Origin of the sequence: Caballeronia sp. AZ10_KS36 (assembly GCF_023631105.1) — a bacterium.
GTDB lineage: Bacteria > Pseudomonadota > Gammaproteobacteria > Burkholderiales > Burkholderiaceae > Caballeronia.
In genome coordinates this window covers 581,614-597,115 of the sequence record NZ_JALQDQ010000001.1, presented here as the reverse complement: position 1 = coordinate 597,115, position 15,502 = coordinate 581,614, and the positions used below count along the sequence as shown (strand labels likewise).

At 64.0% G+C, this 15,502-nt stretch carries 13 protein-coding genes; 3 read left to right on the top strand and 10 right to left on the bottom strand.

Annotated elements, in window-relative coordinates; all coding sequences use genetic code 11:
- Positions 1–23 precede the first annotated feature (23 nt).
- The gene (locus NCR35_RS02855) at positions 24–1,502 is read right to left on the bottom strand and encodes an N-acyl-D-amino-acid deacylase family protein (protein WP_250532959.1); all 1,479 of its coding nucleotides are present in this window, start codon (positions 1,500–1,502) and stop codon (positions 24–26) included.
- Between the two features lie 2 nt (positions 1,503–1,504).
- Entirely contained in the window at positions 1,505–2,392 is an 888-nt protein-coding gene (locus tag NCR35_RS02850) for a MurR/RpiR family transcriptional regulator (protein ID WP_250532958.1), read from the bottom strand.
- A 140-nt stretch (positions 2,393–2,532) separates the two neighbouring features.
- Between NCR35_RS02850 and NCR35_RS02845 the strand changes: the two genes are divergently transcribed.
- Entirely contained in the window at positions 2,533–3,807 is a 1,275-nt protein-coding gene (locus NCR35_RS02845) for an amino acid deaminase (RefSeq protein WP_250532957.1), read from the top strand.
- Here NCR35_RS02845 and NCR35_RS02840 read toward each other — a convergent pair.
- Positions 3,804–4,268 carry a MarR family winged helix-turn-helix transcriptional regulator gene (locus NCR35_RS02840; RefSeq protein ID WP_248321109.1) on the bottom strand — a complete coding sequence of 155 codons (465 nt, stop codon included), beginning with the start codon at positions 4,266–4,268 and terminating at the stop codon, positions 3,804–3,806. The two genes, NCR35_RS02845 and NCR35_RS02840, sit on opposite strands and share 4 nt — an antisense overlap.
- 20 nt (positions 4,269–4,288) lie before the next feature.
- Positions 4,289–5,884 carry an MFS transporter gene (locus NCR35_RS02835; protein ID WP_250532956.1) on the bottom strand — a complete coding sequence of 532 codons (1,596 nt, stop codon included), beginning with the start codon at positions 5,882–5,884 and terminating at the stop codon, positions 4,289–4,291.
- Between the two features lie 106 nt (positions 5,885–5,990).
- Here NCR35_RS02835 and NCR35_RS02830 point away from each other — a divergent pair, with 106 nt between their 5' ends.
- Positions 5,991–6,839 carry an EcsC family protein gene (locus tag NCR35_RS02830; RefSeq protein WP_250532955.1) on the top strand — a complete coding sequence of 283 codons (849 nt, stop codon included), beginning with the start codon at positions 5,991–5,993 and terminating at the stop codon, positions 6,837–6,839.
- Here NCR35_RS02830 and NCR35_RS02825 read toward each other — a convergent pair.
- The 3 genes from NCR35_RS02825 to NCR35_RS02815 all read right to left on the bottom strand — a co-directional run bounded on the left by NCR35_RS02825 (position 6,809) and on the right by NCR35_RS02815 (position 9,547).
- Positions 6,809–7,729: an alpha/beta hydrolase gene (locus NCR35_RS02825; RefSeq protein ID WP_250532954.1), complete on the bottom strand. Its 921-nt coding sequence runs from the start codon at positions 7,727–7,729 to the stop codon at positions 6,809–6,811. The genes NCR35_RS02830 and NCR35_RS02825 overlap by 31 nt on opposite strands.
- A gap of 36 nt (positions 7,730–7,765) precedes the next feature.
- A complete protein-coding gene (locus NCR35_RS02820) occupies positions 7,766–8,212 on the bottom strand; it encodes a CHRD domain-containing protein (protein ID WP_250532953.1) in 447 nt (148 codons plus the stop codon).
- A 165-nt stretch (positions 8,213–8,377) separates the two neighbouring features.
- Positions 8,378–9,547 carry a porin gene (locus NCR35_RS02815; RefSeq protein ID WP_250532952.1) on the bottom strand — a complete coding sequence of 390 codons (1,170 nt, stop codon included), beginning with the start codon at positions 9,545–9,547 and terminating at the stop codon, positions 8,378–8,380.
- Between the two features lie 433 nt (positions 9,548–9,980).
- On the opposite strand from NCR35_RS02815, the gene NCR35_RS02810 reads away from it, so the two are divergent.
- Positions 9,981–10,916 carry a LysR family transcriptional regulator gene (locus NCR35_RS02810; protein WP_250532951.1) on the top strand — a complete coding sequence of 312 codons (936 nt, stop codon included), beginning with the start codon at positions 9,981–9,983 and terminating at the stop codon, positions 10,914–10,916.
- Between the two features lie 6 nt (positions 10,917–10,922).
- Here NCR35_RS02810 and NCR35_RS02805 read toward each other — a convergent pair whose 3' ends face one another.
- From NCR35_RS02805 to NCR35_RS02795, 3 genes are all read right to left on the bottom strand, one after another.
- Positions 10,923–13,871, bottom strand: coding sequence for an ATP-binding protein (locus tag NCR35_RS02805; RefSeq protein WP_502801631.1), 2,949 nt, complete (start codon positions 13,869–13,871; stop codon positions 10,923–10,925).
- A 161-nt stretch (positions 13,872–14,032) separates the two neighbouring features.
- On the bottom strand, positions 14,033–14,683 hold the full coding sequence (locus NCR35_RS02800) for a response regulator (protein ID WP_250532949.1): 651 nt from the start codon (positions 14,681–14,683) through the stop codon (positions 14,033–14,035).
- A 93-nt stretch (positions 14,684–14,776) separates the two neighbouring features.
- A complete protein-coding gene (locus NCR35_RS02795) occupies positions 14,777–15,457 on the bottom strand; it encodes a response regulator (RefSeq protein WP_250532948.1) in 681 nt (226 codons plus the stop codon).
- Between the last annotated feature and the right edge of the window lie 45 nt (positions 15,458–15,502).

Here is a 15,502-nt window from a genome sequence, read left to right as displayed (position 1 = left end):
CTCCTTTTGGTACGCAATAAGTCTTAAAACGCGCCCGCCGCATCCAGCTTGGATGCCGCGCCGCGCGCCACGAAACGTCCCGCGCGCTCGCCGGTAAGCGCCGCCTCGCGATACGTCAAAACGCCATTCACCCAGACCGCGTCGATGCCATCGGCCGCCTGCTCCGGCTTCGCGAACGTCGCGGCATCGCGCACGCGCTCGGGATCGAACACCACGAGATCGGCGTGATAACCCACCTTGACCTCGCCGCGCTCCGTGAGCCCGAAGCGCCGTGCCGAGAGACTCGTCATCTTGCGCACGGCCTCTTCCAGCGCGATCAGCGCCGTGTCGCGCGCATAGTGGCCGAGCACGCGCGGAAACGCGCCCCACAAGCGCGGATGCGGCAGCGGATCGTTCGGCAGGCCATCGGAGCCAACCATCGTCGCGGGATGCGACAGGATGCGCCGCACGTCGTCCTCCGACATGTTGTGATACACCGCGCCCGCCGGTTGCAGGCGCTTCGCGGCTTCCTGCTGGCTCACGTTCCATTCGGCCGCAACCTCGCGGATCAGCTTGCCCGCCATTTCCGGATGCGGCGTCGACCATGTGATCGTGATCTCGATATCGCCCGTCACCTGCTTCAGATCCAGCGTCGATGAACTGCGGTTGTACGGGTAGCAGTCGCAGCCGACCGGCTGTCCTTCGCGCACCGTTTCGATCGACTTCAGCACTTCCACGCTGCGCCCCCAGTTCGACGGCCCCGCGCATTTCAGATGCGAGATCACAACCGGCACGCGCGCATGACGGCCGACGCGATACGCCTCTTCCATCGCGTCGAGAATGGCGTCGAACTCGGTGCGCATGTGCGTCGTGTAGAGCGCGCCCGCTTTCGCGAGCGGTTCGGCCAGCGCCTGCACTTCCTCGGGCGGCGCGTTGAACGCCGATCCATACGCGAGTCCGCTCGACAAACCCAGCGCGCCGTTGTCCAGCGCCTCTTCGAGCTGCGCGCGCATGCCGGCGATTTCATCGGCGGTCGCGGCGCGGTCGAGCCGGTCCATGTGGTTGTTGCGCAGCGCCGTATGGCCGATCAGCGCGCCGACGTTCACAGCCGGACGCGCATCGTTCACGGCATCGACATACGCCGCGAAGGTCGGATAGCGGAACGCGGCGGCATCGCCGAGCAGGTTCATCGGATCGGGCGGGTCGCCCTTCAGCGTGACCGGCGACGCGCTGATCCCGCAATTGCCGACGATCACCGTCGTCACGCCCTGCGTGATCTTCGGCATCATCTGCGGCGAGCGGATCACGTGCGTGTCGTCGTGCGTGTGGACGTCGATGAAACCGGGCGCGAGCACTTTGCCGTGCGCGTCGAACACGTCGCCTGCGCTCCAGTGCGACAAGCCGCCCGGCGCCTCCATTGCGACGATGCGGCCGTCGCGCACCGCGACATCGCGCTCGACGGCGGGCGCGCCGGTGCCGTCGATCACGCGCGCGCCGACGATCAGCGTGTCGCACTTTTCCATGATCAATCTCCCAAAGGTTGGCGCTCGCCGCCGCCGCGATGCGCGTCGAGCGCGTGCTTCATGCGGCGCAGCAGTTCGCGGCTGCGGTCGGCCTGCTTCACGGCAAGTTCGGTGACGAGCAGGTCGAGCGCCATCATCATCGCGTAGCGCGACGACGACGGCTTGTAGATGAAATCCGTTTCAATCGCGATGACCGGAATGAGCCAGTCGGCGAGCGCGCCGAGCGGCGACGCGGGCGCGGTCAGCGCGATGACGCGCGCGCCGTACTCGCGAGCGAGCCGGCAGCTTTCCACCATCTCGGGCGTCTGCCCCGTCACCGAAAGCGCGACGACGACATGCTCCTTCGACAACGTCGACGCGACCATGCGCTGCAACAGCCCGTCCTGATAAGACGCGACGGGCCGCCCGAGGCGAACCAGCCGAAAACGCATTTCGTCGGCGAGCGCGGTCGAACCGCCGCCCATGCCGAACACGTAGATCATCGACGCGGCGGCAAGCGCATCGGCGGCTTCGGCGACCGGCGCGGCGCGCAGCGCGCCCTGATTCTGCGCGAGCGTGGTCTGCACTTCCTCGAAGATGCGCGCGGCGAGCGAATCCGGCAACGCGTCCGGCTCGCGCTTCAAGAACCGCTGGCCGACCGCCGCCGCTTGAGCGAGCCGCAGCTTCAGCTCGCGCACGTCTTCGCAGCCGACGGCCTTCGCGAAGCGCGTGACCGTGGCGATGCTCACATCCGCCTGCTCCGCGAGCGCGCCGATGCTCGCCCGCGACGCGCCCGTGAGATCGTCGAGAATGAGCGCGGCGACCTTGCGCTCCGCACTGCGCAGCAGTGGCGCGCGCTCGACGATGCGCGCGACGATATCGAAGCTCTGCGGATCGGCGGGGCCGTTCATGGTGTCGGGTTTACTCGGAGCGCGTGTTACTAAATAACAATTCAACGCCGATCCTACTTTGGGTACCATAGTGCCGTCAACCGTGAAGGCTTTCAAGCGCGTACACAAACGCATCTATTCGGACGATGGAGCAGCAGCACATGAAAGTTACAAACTATCAGAGCGCGACGATCGACCCGTTCGGCAAGGGTCTCGGCATGGTGCCCGGCACGAGCATCCCGTTGGGGGAAGCCGGCCGTCTGCAATGGAATCTGCTCGAAGAAGACGTGAGCCTGCCCGCCGCCGTGCTGTACGCCGAGCGCATCGAGCACAACCTGAAGTGGATGCAGGCGTTCGTCGAGGAATACGGCGTGAAGCTCGCGCCGCACGGCAAGACCACGATGGCGCCGCAACTGTTTCGCCGTCAGCTCGATACGGGCGCGTGGGGCATCACGCTGGCGACCGCGCATCAGGTGCGCGCGGCGTATCGCGGCGGCGTGCATCGCGTGTTGATGGCGAATCAACTCGTCGGCAAGCGCAACATGGGCATGATCGCCGAGTTGCTGACTGATCCGAGCTTCGAGTTCTTCTGCCTCGTGGATTCAGCCGATGGCGTCGATCAACTCGGCGCGTTCTTCACGGACGTGCGCAAGAAGCTGAACGTGCTGATCGAAATGGGCGTGCCGGGCGGCCGCACCGGCGTGCGCGACGACGCGCAGCGCGAAGCCGTGCTCGCCGCGATTGCGCGCTGGCCGGGGGTGATCGAACTGGCGGGCGTCGAACTTTACGAAGGCGTGTTGCAGGACGAATCGAAGGTGCGCGAATTCCTGAAGAGCGCCGTCGATGTCACGCGCAAGCTGATCGACGAGGGAAAGATCGCGCGCAAGCCGGCGATTCTGTCCGGCGCGGGATCGGCGTGGTATGACGTCGTCGCGGACGAATTCGCGAAAGCGAACAGCGACGCTATCGAAGTCGTGCTGCGCCCCGGCTGCTATCTGACGCACGACGTGGGCATCTACAAGAAAGCGCAGAACGAGATTTTCGCGCGCAATCCCATCGCGAAGAGCATGGGTCAGGGGCTGAAACCCGCGCTTCAGTTATGGGCCTACGTGCAGTCGATTCCTGAGCCGGACCGCGCGATCATCGGGCTCGGCAAGCGCGATTCCGCGTTCGATGCCGGCATGCCGGAGCCGGCGAAGCATTATCGGCCGGGCGCGGAGGCGCCGCGCGACGTGTCGGCGGAGGAAGGCTGGGAGATCTTCGGCCTGATGGATCAGCACGCGTACATGCGGATCAAGCCCGGCGACGACGTGAAGGTCGGCGACATGATCGCGTTCGACATCTCGCACCCGTGCCTGACGTTCGACAAATGGCGGCAAGTGCTCGTCGTCGACCGGAAGTATCGCGTGACCGAAGTCATCGAAACGTTCTTCTAAGCCTTGTCGTCGGCGGTGGCCGCCGCGCTCGCCGCGGCCACTTCCTGAATGCGCGATTCCAGCATCTGGAGCGCCCCCGACAATGCCTCGATTGCGTCGTCGGGCATCGCGGCCATGGTGTCGTGCAGGAATGCGTTGCGGCGCGGCAGTCCCTCTTCCGTGGCGGCGCGGCCCTGCGCCGTCAACGCGACATTCGATACGCGATTGTCGCGTGCATCGACGCTGCGCACGATCCAGCCGAGTGATTCCAGCGTCTTCAACTGCCGCGTGAGCGCGCCCGGATCGACGCGCAACCGCTCCACCAGCGCCTTCTGCGACAGCACGCCCGCATGTTCGTGCAGCGCGAGCAGAATGCGCCAGCGCGGCATCGGCTGGCCGACCGCCAGCTCGAACGCCGACATGAACGCGCGATAAGTGCGCCCGAACTGTTGCACCACGGCGATCCGATCCTGTTCGTCCATGCTTGTGCTTCCCTCAATCGTCATTCGGCGAGGATGACCGGTTCAGCCTGGCGTTTCAAGCGCACGAGCGGCACGCGGCGCGATTGCCATACCGACACCACCGCGACCACCGCCGCGACAGCGAGACCGATGTGAATCGCCGCGACCAGCGCCTCGCGCGCCGCTTCGAGCAGCATCGCGCCGTTGTGGCCTGCCGCCGAGAGTTGGGCGAGCAGCGTCTGCTGTCCTTCGCGGTTGATGAGAATCTGCGGGTCGGAGAGGTCGGCGAACCAACGCATCGCGTGATCCCGCTCCAGCGCGAGGCTCACCCCGCTCGCGTACAAATGGCTCACGAGCGTGCCGGTCAGCGCGGTGCCGATCATCCCGCCGATCATGCGCAGCGATTGCAACAGCGCAGTCGCGATGCCGAGATGCTGGCGGCCCGCCGTCTGTTGCGCGAACACGGTCAGGTTCGGCATCACGAAGCCGAGGCCGAGACCGCCGAGCAGCATGAAGACGAGCAGCAGCGCGCGCGGCATCGTGTGCGTCGCGACGACCACGCCGAGGCACGACACGGCGAGGCATCCGAAGCCGATATACAGCATGCGGTTCGGGTTCGACAGTCGCGTGACGATGCGCCCGTTCAGAATGCTGCCGATGGTGATGAACACCACGAGCGGCGTAATCATCATGCCCGCGCCCTGCGGCGACATCCCGAAGCCGCCCTGAAACAGGAGCGGCGCGTAAAAGAGCAGCGAGAACATCGTGAAGCCGCCGAGAATCGCAAGCGTAAAGAGCGCCGCGAGACTCTGGTTGCGGAACATGTCGATGGGAAGGATCGCGTAATCGCAGCGCATTTCCCACTTCCAGAGCGCGAAGCCCGCCGCCGCGCTCGCCACGAGCAGCGACGCCGTCTCCAGGCTCACGCCATGCTTGGGCAACATTTCGACGAACAATTGCAGCGCGCCGAGCGCAACGGCAATGAGCACCGCGCCGGGCCAGTCGAGCCGCATCTTGCCTTCGTGGGCGACATGCCGAAGATGCGGCAGAAAGCGCCACACGAAGAACAGCGAGAGCACGCCGACCGGCAGATTCACATAGAACACGGAGCGCCAGCCGTAGTACTGCGTAAGGAACCCGCCGAGCGACGGACCGACCGCGTTCGCGATGCCGAACGCCGACGACATCAGCACTTGCCAGCGCAGGCGCACGACGTTGTCGGGAAAAAGATCCGCGATGCACGCGAAGGCCGTCCCGACCAGCATGCCGCCGCCGATGCCCTGCAAGCCGCGCGCGAGCACAAGGAACATCATGCTGTTGGCGAGACCGCACAGCACGGACGCGACCGTGAACACGACGATCGACGCGATCACGAACGGCTTGCGGCCATAGTAGTCGCCGAGCCGCCCGAAAATCGGCACCGTGATGACGGACGTCAGAAGATAGGAAGTCGCGACCCACGCGTAGAGGTCGAAGCCCCTAAGCTCCGCGACGATGGTCGGCAGCGCGGTGCCGACGACCGTCTGGTCGAGCGCGACGAGCATCGTCACGAAGGAGATGCCCAGCATCGCCATGAGGGATTCGCGAAACGGGAGGACCTGCCCGCTGGAATGATGCGCGGCTGTATGAACGGCCATTTTTTGTAAGAGCAATGATTGACTAGTCAACTTAAATGGAATCATAGCACGGTGCCGCGCTCTAAGCTGCGTGGTCAATCACCCTTTTCGGATCAAGAAACGACGCATGGAACCGACGCCCATCATCACCTCGCCGCTCACGCCGGAGGACTTCGCCGCCCTCTCCCGCGCCAAGGAAGCGCTCGAAAGTCCGTCGCTCACGATGAAGCTGGCGAGCGTGATCGGCGCGCCCATCGAGAAGCTGATGGGCCGCCTGCCCGCCGCCGCGCAGGAAAAAGTCGACGAAGCGACGCAGCTCGCGCTGAAGAAATGCCTGCAACTCGCGCTGCGAACGCTCGGCAAGAGCGCGCCCGCCGGCTCGCTGCTCGCGCCGCCGCCCGACAAGCCGAACAACCTGCTCCACAAGCTCGCGGTCGCGACGACCGGCGCGGCGGGCGGCGCATTCGGCCTCTTCGCGCTGCCGGTCGAGTTGCCGGTCACGACCACGCTGATGTTCCGCTCGATTTGCGATATCGCGCGGAGCGAAGGCGAGGACGTGCATCGCGTGGAAACGCAGTTGCAATGCATGATGGTGCTTGGCATGGGCGGCACGCGTAAGGACGACGACAACGCCGATCTCGGCTATTTCATCGTGCGCGGCGCGCTGGCGCAGTCCGTCTCGCGGGCGACGAGCGAGATCACCGCGAAGGGGTTGAGCGGCCACGGATCGACGGCGCTGCTCAAATTTTTGCAGACCATCGCCTCGCGGTTCTCCGTGCAGGTCAGCGAGCAGGTGGCGGCGAAGTCGATTCCGGCGATCGGCGCAGTGCTCGGCGCGATGGTCAACACCGTCTTCATCGATCACTTTCAGCAGATGGCGCACGGCCACTTCACCGTGCGGCGGCTCGAGCGGCAATATGGCACCGCGGCGGTCGAACGCGCGTATCAGACGATCGAGGTCATGGGGAGCCGGTGAGGCGGCGTGGGCGCGCCGGTGACGTCGTCGATGAAACGGGCGGCGTGCGCGAGCGCCTGCCGCGCTTCGGGCATGAACGGCGCCCAGATCGGGAAGATATGCGGCACGTTGCGCCAGATCTCCAGATCGACGCGAACGCCCGCCGCGCGTGCCTTCTTCGCGACGCGCGTGGAATCGTCGAGCAGGAGTTCAGTGTCGGCGGCCTGAATCAGCAAGGGCGGCAAGCCGTCGTAATCGCCGAAAAGCGGTGACGCATAGGGATGTGCGGCGTCCGCATCGCCCAGATATTGCGCGGCGACCTTCGGGAAGACGGCGGCGTGGAACATCGGATCGCGGCCCTCGTTGCTCGTCATCGACGCGCCGCTGGCCGTCAAGTCCGTCCACGGCGAAAAGAGCACGGCGCCTGCCGGAAGCGCGTCGCCGGCATCGCGCAAGGCGAGCAGCGTCGCGAGCGCGAGACCGCCGCCGGCTGAATCGCCGGCGATGACGATTGTTTGCGGCGCGGCAACGGCGAGCAACGCGCGATAGGCCGCGACGGCGTCATCCACTGCGGCCGGAAAGCGGTGCTCGGGCGCGAGCCGGTAATCCAGCGAGAACACATTGGCCTGCGTTCGGACAGCGAGCGCGAAACTGATCGCGCGATGACTGCGCGGTGAGCAGAAGTAATAGCCGCCGCCGTGCAGATACAGAATCGTTCTGCGCGATGCCGCTGAACGAAGCCATTCACCGTCCGCGCCGACTTCGAGTTGCCAGCCCTTCGGCACCGGCGGCGACCATAGCCGGCGCGACGTGTACGCGCGGGCGCGCTCGACATCGAGCACGGGCTTCGCGGTCTCCGGACGCATCCGGCGCCGCAAGACCCAGCACGCGAATGCGCTTTGCCAACTCATCGCGCGCGCTCCTGTCTTTAGATTTGGCGGTTCACGTCAGTTCGACGGCATGACCTGACCGCGAATTTCGCCGGTCGGAGTCTCTTGCGTGTGAACGTTGAAGTACCACTGCCCGGCCATGAGATCGGAAACCTGCTGTTCCGTGAGCGTGGTCTTTCCTGTCATTGGACTGGCAAGGGCGCCCTTATCGACGGGAACCTGCACTTTCGCGTTCTGCCCGACCGGCGCGGGCCCGTGGAAGTGCGCCATCGTGACGGGGCCGGAGAGGTCGGCGTATGTCGCGGTCCAGGCGAGTTGCCTGGTATTCGTGTCGAAAGTGGCGTCGAGCGTGCCGTGGCCTTTGCTCACGCGCGGCGGCACTTCGCTCGACGGCTGAAGATTCGCCTTCAGCGCGACGGTGTCGGCATGGGCGATCGAAGATGCGAGCATCGCGGCGACGATGGCTGCGCAGTAGAGCACATGCGGCTTGCGTGTCGAGATCATTTCCCGGTTCTCCGTTTTCATGGCGACGCGTCGGCCGCGTCTTATGGTAGTGCATTCGGAGTCGGGACGCAGTTGGCATCAGACGAACCACCCGCAGATGCGAAAAGGGCGCCTCGCGGCGCCCTTCTCTGCTAGCTAGCTACAGCTCGATACTGGCGAGACTGCTTAGAAGCGGTGACGAATACCCGTCGTCACGAGAACCTGACGGCTGCTCGACGATGCACCGCCCGGCGCGCCGTTGATGCCTGCGAAAGGCATCACGCCTTCCGGCAGACCGCTCGCGATCTGGAACACGCCTTCAGCATAGATGTCGGTACGCTTCGACAGAGCGTAGTCCGTCTGGAGGCCGAACTGGTGGAAGCGGACGCGCGTCGAATCGCCGTTGTGCAGGGCGTCGTCGAACTTCGCGTTCGTGAACGTGTAGGCAGCGCCCAGCGACAGCGCCGGCGTCAGCGCGTAACGGCCGTTCACTTCGTAGTTGTTGATGATGTTCGAACCGACGTTGAACGTGTTGCTGTCCTGACGCGTCTGCGTCCACAGTGCGCCGAACGTCAGCGCGCCGATGGAATAGCTACCGCCTGCGCCGAACGTACGATGGCGATCGATACCAGCGAAGCTGATTTCGCTGCGGTCGAGGTTCGGAACGTCGACGGTCGCGCCCGTGATTGCACCCGTGCCCGAACCGCCGTTCTGGAAGTTCGCTTGCATGTATGCCGCGCCGAGCTTCAGGCCGGCGTTGGCATAGCCCGCACCCAGGCTGTACGCACGGTTCGCTGCGAAGCTGCCGGCAGCGTTCGAGAACGCGTACAGGCCGCTGAACGTCAGGCCAGCGTAGTTTGCGCTCTGGAACTTGACCGAGTTGTTCTCACGGAACAGGTCGCCGTTCAGGTTGTCCAGGTTGCCCGGATGTGCGAAGTACGTACCGCCCCACGTGCCGCTCGCGCTGAGCGGGCCGAGGTAGTCGGTCACGGAGTCGGTCTGGTGGCCGAGCGTCACGGTGCCTGCGTTCGTCGACAGACCGACGTAAGCCTGGCGATTGAAGCCACCGGGGCTTTGACCGCTAGCGACGTCGAAACCATTTTCCAACGTGAAGATCGCCTTCATGCCGCCGCCCAGATCCTCGGCACCGCGCAGGCCCCAACGGCTCATCTGGACGTTGCCGCTTTGCATGCTCCACGAGTTGGTCTTGTAGTTGTCGGCGCTTCGCGGTGCTTGCACGTTGTTCACGAACGTCAGGCCTGCATCGACCAGGCCGTACAGCGTAACGCTGCTCTGCGCGCTCGCGGCAGTTGCGAACGATGCGGCGACGGCCGCAACAATCAGAGTCTTCTTCATTGTGTGTTCCTTAGAAAGAGTCGTACGACTCGATAGGGTTGCTCGCGGCGTCTCGACATCTCGGGAGTTATCCCGCCGTATGCCTTTCACCGATATTCGGCAGCCCAAAGTGTATGGCTCGCCTTTGCGGCGACCAGCCCAAGGACACACAAAAATCTTTTCGAACAATTCAAAAAATGGAATTTCAATATGAGTAAACGCTTAGGCGTCTTGCACTTACCACCGCACTGAAATCTTGCCGCGTGCGCCGGTCCGTGCGTTCAGTTGCGGACATGCGACAGTGGCCCGAACACCACAGGGATAAACAGTCGGACTCCTCTGATTACCCTCAATCTTGTGCCCCATTAACATCGCGCACGCGAGAGCGGCGCATCTTTCCGCTCGTGATCATTAGGGAAAGAGCGTCCCGCATCGCTCGGCAAGCCGTCTCACCATGAATCAACTGCAAGCGATGCGCGTCTTCCTCAAAGTCGCCGAAACAGAGTCGTTCGGGCGCGCGGCGGCGGCGCTCGATCTTTCCAATGCGGTCGTCACGCGCTACGTCTCGCTGCTGGAGGCGCATCTGAACACGCGCCTCCTGAACCGCACGACGCGCAGCGTGTCGCTGACCGAGGCCGGCAAGAGCTACGCCGACGGCTGTCGCGCGGTGATCGAACAAGTGGAGACAATCGAGGCATCGGTTGCGAACAGTTCTGTCGATCCGTCGGGGACGTTAAAGCTCGTCGCGTCTGCCTCGTTCTCGTTGCTCGAACTGACGCCGATGCTGCGCGCCTTTCGGGACCGCTATCCGAGCGTCAAGCTGCGTCTGACGCTGCTGCACCGCCCGGTGGACCTCGTCGATGAAGGGTTCGACGCCGGCATTGTCGTGCCGCATCTCGTCAACAGCGGCACGCTCATCAGCCGACCGCTCTTCAAGGTCGCGGCGGCGGTCGTCGCCTCGCCGGAATATCTGGAGCGCCGCGGCACGCCCGCGCGGCCGGCATCGCTTGCCAAGCACGACTTCCTTGCTCCGTCAGCGGACATACACGGCTCGACGTGGGCCTTCACCGGTCCTTCCGGCGTATCGGAAGAGGTCTCGCTAGACCCGGCGTACACGGTGAACAGCTCGCCGATGTTGCGTCAGGCTGCAATGTCCGGCATGGGCATCGCCGTGCTGCCCGAAAGCTACGTCGAGCGCGATATCCAGGCCGGCGCGCTTGTGCGGCTCTTCGCCGGCTACCGGCTCAGGGATGCGGACAAGGAAGTATCCATCGTCTATCCGGGCCGCAGGCATGTCTCGGCGAAGACGCGTTCATTCGTAGACTTCGCCTTGTCGTATTTCCGGGACCGCGCGCCTGTCGAAGCAGGCCTCGTCCCGGCGTCGGGTTAAGCGTGCTTACGCGAGTGCGGCGCATTGCGCCTCGATGCGCCCGAGCAGTTCGGTGCATCGATCGATCAGCGCGAGCCCTTCGCGCCGCCTGACCTCACGGCTCTTGCTCGGCAGATCGCGCCGGAATTCTTCGAGCGCATCCAGCAACGGCCTGTATTGCAGCACGCTCGCCGCGCCCAGCACACGGTGATGCCATTCGCGCAGATGCTCGGTGGTGCCGCGCTCCAGCAACGGCTCGAGTGCTTCGAGGTCGTCGCGGAACGAGGTGACGAAGGCATCGAGCAATGCCTTCACGGTGGCCTCGCTGCCCCAGAGCTGCGCCATGCCGCTCAAGTCGAGTTCGGCATCGCGGTCCAGCCTTCTGTCCGCCGCGCGATGCAAGTGCGCTTCGTGTCTGCGCTCGGGACGCCCCGACGCCTTCCAGCGGTTCAGATGCTCGCGCAATGTGGCGAGCCGCGTCGGTTTTACGAGGAAATCGTCCATGCCGGCTTCGCGGCATCGCGTCGCCTCGGTTGAACATGTGCTCGCCGTAATGGCGAGGATCGGCAAGTGACGCGCCGTGCCCTGTTCTTTCGCCCGCACGCGCCGCGCCAACTCATAGCCGGTCATGTTCGGCATATGGCAATCGGTAATCAGGAAACCGTAACGTGTGGTCTCGAGAGCGGCCAGCGCTTCTGCTCCGTCCTGCACGACATCGCACGCAAAGCCGAGCAGCGAAAGCTGATGCCGGATCAGTTCCTGATTCACGGGATGATCTTCCGCGACGAGCACGAGCTTGCCTTCGTGCAGCGCATCTTCGCGGCCCGGCGCTTCCATGCGCGTCTCGTGGCCGAGCGTGCCGTGCGCCGCAACTTGCGGCATGCCCGTGAGCGCCGCCACGCACGCCGCGCCGAGGCCGCGCCACGATAGCGGATTTACGCTGACGCGAATGTCGTCTTCGAGAATGCGATAGCCCGTGGGCTTCGGCTTCTCGGTGACATGGATCACGCGCGAGCCGAGCCGCAGCGCTTCTTTGCGCGTATCGCTGAAAAAGACGAGATCGACGCCATCGAACGTCGCGAGCCGGCGCAAGCGCGGATCATCGGGTTCCATCCGCTCCAGTTCGAGTCCGAGCGCCTGGCCGTACCCGAGCAGCGCCGCCGCGACGCGCGAGTCGTCGATCGCGACGATGCCGCGCCTCCCGCGCAAGCCTTCCATTTGATATTGCTGAGTCTCGACCGGCACCTTGAGCCGGACCGTCATCGACGTGCCGGCGCCCACTTCGCTTTGCAGCGTGAGCGTGCCGCCCATGAGGTCGACGAGCCGGTGGCAGATGGTCAGTCCGAGCCCTGTGCCGCCGAAGCGGCGCGTGGTGGAGGTTTCGGCCTGCACGAAAGGTTCGAAGAGCCGCGCCTGCGCTGTGGGATCAATGCCGATGCCCGTATCGCTCACGCACAGCTCGATGACTTGTTCGGATGCGGACTGTTCGACCGCTCTGACGTGCAGCGAAACTTCGCCCTTGATCGTGAACTTGATCGCGTTGCTCATCAGATTGAACAGAATCTGACGCAGGCGCACGCTGTCGCTGCGAACGCACGCCGCCACATCCGGCGCGACGTCCACGCGCACCCTCAAGCCCTTCTCGTGCGCCCGCCCGGCGAGCAAGCCGACGGCACTGTCGACGAGTTCACGCAAGTCGATCGGCGTGGATTCGATGTCCAGCCGCCCCGCCTCGATCTTCGTGTAGTCGAGCAGGTCGTCGAGAATTTGCAGCAGCGCGCTCGCCGAATCCTGAATCATGCCGAGCATTTGCGACTGGTCGGGATTGAGCGGCGTGTTTTCGATGACTTCGACGAGTCCCAGCACGCCGTTCATCGGCGTGCGGATCTCGTGGCTCATCATCGCGAGGAAGTCGTCTTTCGCGCGCGAGGCGGCTTCGGCCGCATCTCTCGCACGGGCAAGCTCCTCGGCACGCGCGTGCTCGACGCTGGCATCCGCCCAATAGCCGCTCCAGACCACCGAGTCGTCCTCTTCGCGATGCGCGACCAGATCGGCGCGTATCCAGCGCGTGACGCCTTTCACGGTGGAACGGAATTCGGTATGCACGGGGTCCAGCGTGCGCGACGACGCTTCGATCTCGCGGAAGAGCCGCCCGCTGTCTTGTGCGTCGACGTGTTGCAGAATCGTGGTCGGATCGGCGGCGAGCGCCGCGAGATCGAGGCCGAGCAGTTGCCGCGTGTCACCGTCGATGTACGGGAGGCTGTATTGGCCGCCGCTGGTGCGGCGCAACTGGAAAACGACCGCCGGCAGGGATCGCGTCACGTCATGAAGGCGCTGCTCGGTCTGGCGCGCGTGCATTTCGGCATCGCGAATATCGGTGATGTCGATCATCGTCCCGACGACGCCCATGCGCTCACCGTTGGACGCCGAAAAAGCGCCCGTCCAGAAGAGTCCGTAACGCGAGCGGCCGCGATTATCGACGAATTCCGCCTCGACCTCCTGCCCCTGGCCTGACTGGAGCGTAGCGGCGGATATCTCGTTCACGATCCGGCTGTGTTTCTCGCCCCACGCCCCCGCTTCGATGCTCGTGCGCCCGATGACGTCCTCGCGCCGCACGCCGAGCGCCGCTTCGAACGCGCGGTTCACCGCGATGTATCGGTTCTCCATATTCTTCGCGACGAGCGGATACGGGACCACTTCCATCATCGTCTGCTGAAAGCTCAACTGAGTCGCGAGACGCTGTTCCGTCTCGATGCGACGGTTCATCTCACGCTGAAGAAGGATGAACGCCCTGAGCGTGACGGCCAGAACGGCCGCGACGCCGATCAACACCGGCAGCAAACGAAGGGCGCTGATGTCCCAGACCACCTCAAGCGGCGCGCTTGCAGGCCGCGACTGCGCCGCACCGGACGCGAAGCATAGCGGCGAGACAAGAAAGCTGACGACGAACCAACAGCGTGCGAGCAACGACCTCAATTCGACTCTCCGAAAATGCGCGTTCCGATGCGCTGCCATGGCGCAGACTGCACCGAGCAATCTCGACGACCAACTTATGAGTCTGATCGTGCGAGCCACAGAGGAAAATCAGAGGTGTCCGAATTACTTCTTATGCCGCTCCGAAAAATGCGGAATCTCGCTCATACGAGCCCGACTTGACGCAAGTATTCGACGAGTTCGGTCTCCGACTCGAGGCCGAGCTTGCGCATGCCACTGCGCTTCTGCGTAGCGATGGTCTTGCTGCTTCGGCCGAAGCGCTTGGCGATTTCATGCACGAGCAGGCCGCTCGCGTACAGCCGGAAGACTTCCCACTCGCGCTTGCTCAGGACGCCGGCCAGCGCCGGCACCGTACCCGGTAGTCGAGCGACCGCTTCGTCCACCGAAGGCGAGAGGAAGCAGCGACCTTCCCGCGTGACGGATATGGCTTCGAAAAGGCATTCGAGGGAGTCGCGCTTGTCGACGATGCCGTTGATCCCCAATTGAATCAAGCCGGCCAACATGCGGTTATGCGACATCATGGTGACGACGATCACGCGGGGCCGAGTTTTCTGCCAGAGGAAACGCTTAAGAAAAGCGATCGAATTGCTTTCTCCGTCGATACCTCTCATGCCAATATCAGCAAAGACGTAATCGCAAGGCACGGAGCCGACCGCCTCGGCCAATTGCGACGAATCTTGCGCAGTCGCGACCACTCGAATTGCACCGTCCCGCTCCAGAAACGTCGTGATTCCCTTAACGACTGCGGGATGATCGTCCGCAACAATAGCCCTCAGCGGCGAATTTTTTCTCATTTGCGTCTTATTGGTCTCATAGCGAGTAGCCGGCCATTGGACGGCGGTGCGCTCCCCGCACTCGCTTTTATTCTTGGCGATTACTGCTTGCTCTCAGAGCAGATCGCTGTCGGCAATGAATCGGTAAAGATCGGCGTCTGTCGACAAATCGAGTTTGCGCATGGCCGCGCATTTCTGAGCGCTGATGGTCTTCACGCTGCGGTCGAGTTCTTTCGCGATTTCCGTCACGTTCGCGCCTCGCGCATAACGCTCGATGACTTCGAGTTCCCGCGTGGTCAGGCGCTGCCGGATGAAGCGGGCGCGGCTCTCGACACTGGCTACCGCCATGGTTCGGCGGACCGCCGGACCAAGGTACGTTTCGTTCGCGATGGCCGACACGATGGCGACGTACACCAGATCGAGCCGGTCTTCCTTGCTCAGGAACGCGTGCGCACCGGCGTCGAGTGCCTGCCTGACCAGTGCCGCATTATCATTGCGCGACAGAACGATGATGCGGACGTCCGGATAACAATGCGCGATGTGCTGAATGAGTTGAATGCCGTCTCCGTACCGGCCGCCCGGCATATAAAAATCGACGAGAGCGACATCGCAATCGCCGCGTGACAGAAAATCATCCAACTGCGTGGAATTGGCGCTTCGGCTGACGACTTCCACGTTGGGAAAGTTCGCCGCAAGCCGCTCAATTGCCAGAATGACGAGCGGGTGGTCGTCCGCTATCGCCAACCTTATCCGCCTTGCACGCGAGAAGACCTCGCTACCATTCCCGAATTCCATCGACACAAACCCTTAGTTATGAAGTCCGACACGCAGACCTGATCC

Coding starts and splice junctions, on each gene's coding strand:
- NCR35_RS02845 (WP_250532957.1), top strand. CDS start 2,533: ATGAAAGTTACAAACTATCAGAGCGCGACGATCGACCCGTTCGGCAAG.
- NCR35_RS02795 (WP_250532948.1), bottom strand. CDS start 15,457: ATGGAATTCGGGAATGGTAGCGAGGTCTTCTCGCGTGCAAGGCGGATA.
- NCR35_RS02815 (WP_250532952.1), bottom strand. CDS start 9,547: ATGAAGAAGACTCTGATTGTTGCGGCCGTCGCCGCATCGTTCGCAACT.
- NCR35_RS02830 (WP_250532955.1), top strand. CDS start 5,991: ATGGAACCGACGCCCATCATCACCTCGCCGCTCACGCCGGAGGACTTC.
- NCR35_RS02820 (WP_250532953.1), bottom strand. CDS start 8,212: ATGATCTCGACACGCAAGCCGCATGTGCTCTACTGCGCAGCCATCGTC.
- NCR35_RS02810 (WP_250532951.1), top strand. CDS start 9,981: ATGAATCAACTGCAAGCGATGCGCGTCTTCCTCAAAGTCGCCGAAACA.
- NCR35_RS02835 (WP_250532956.1), bottom strand. CDS start 5,884: ATGGCCGTTCATACAGCCGCGCATCATTCCAGCGGGCAGGTCCTCCCG.
- NCR35_RS02800 (WP_250532949.1), bottom strand. CDS start 14,683: ATGAGAAAAAATTCGCCGCTGAGGGCTATTGTTGCGGACGATCATCCC.
- NCR35_RS02855 (WP_250532959.1), bottom strand. CDS start 1,502: ATGGAAAAGTGCGACACGCTGATCGTCGGCGCGCGCGTGATCGACGGC.
- NCR35_RS02840 (WP_248321109.1), bottom strand. CDS start 4,268: ATGGACGAACAGGATCGGATCGCCGTGGTGCAACAGTTCGGGCGCACT.
- NCR35_RS02850 (WP_250532958.1), bottom strand. CDS start 2,392: ATGAACGGCCCCGCCGATCCGCAGAGCTTCGATATCGTCGCGCGCATC.
- NCR35_RS02825 (WP_250532954.1), bottom strand. CDS start 7,729: ATGAGTTGGCAAAGCGCATTCGCGTGCTGGGTCTTGCGGCGCCGGATG.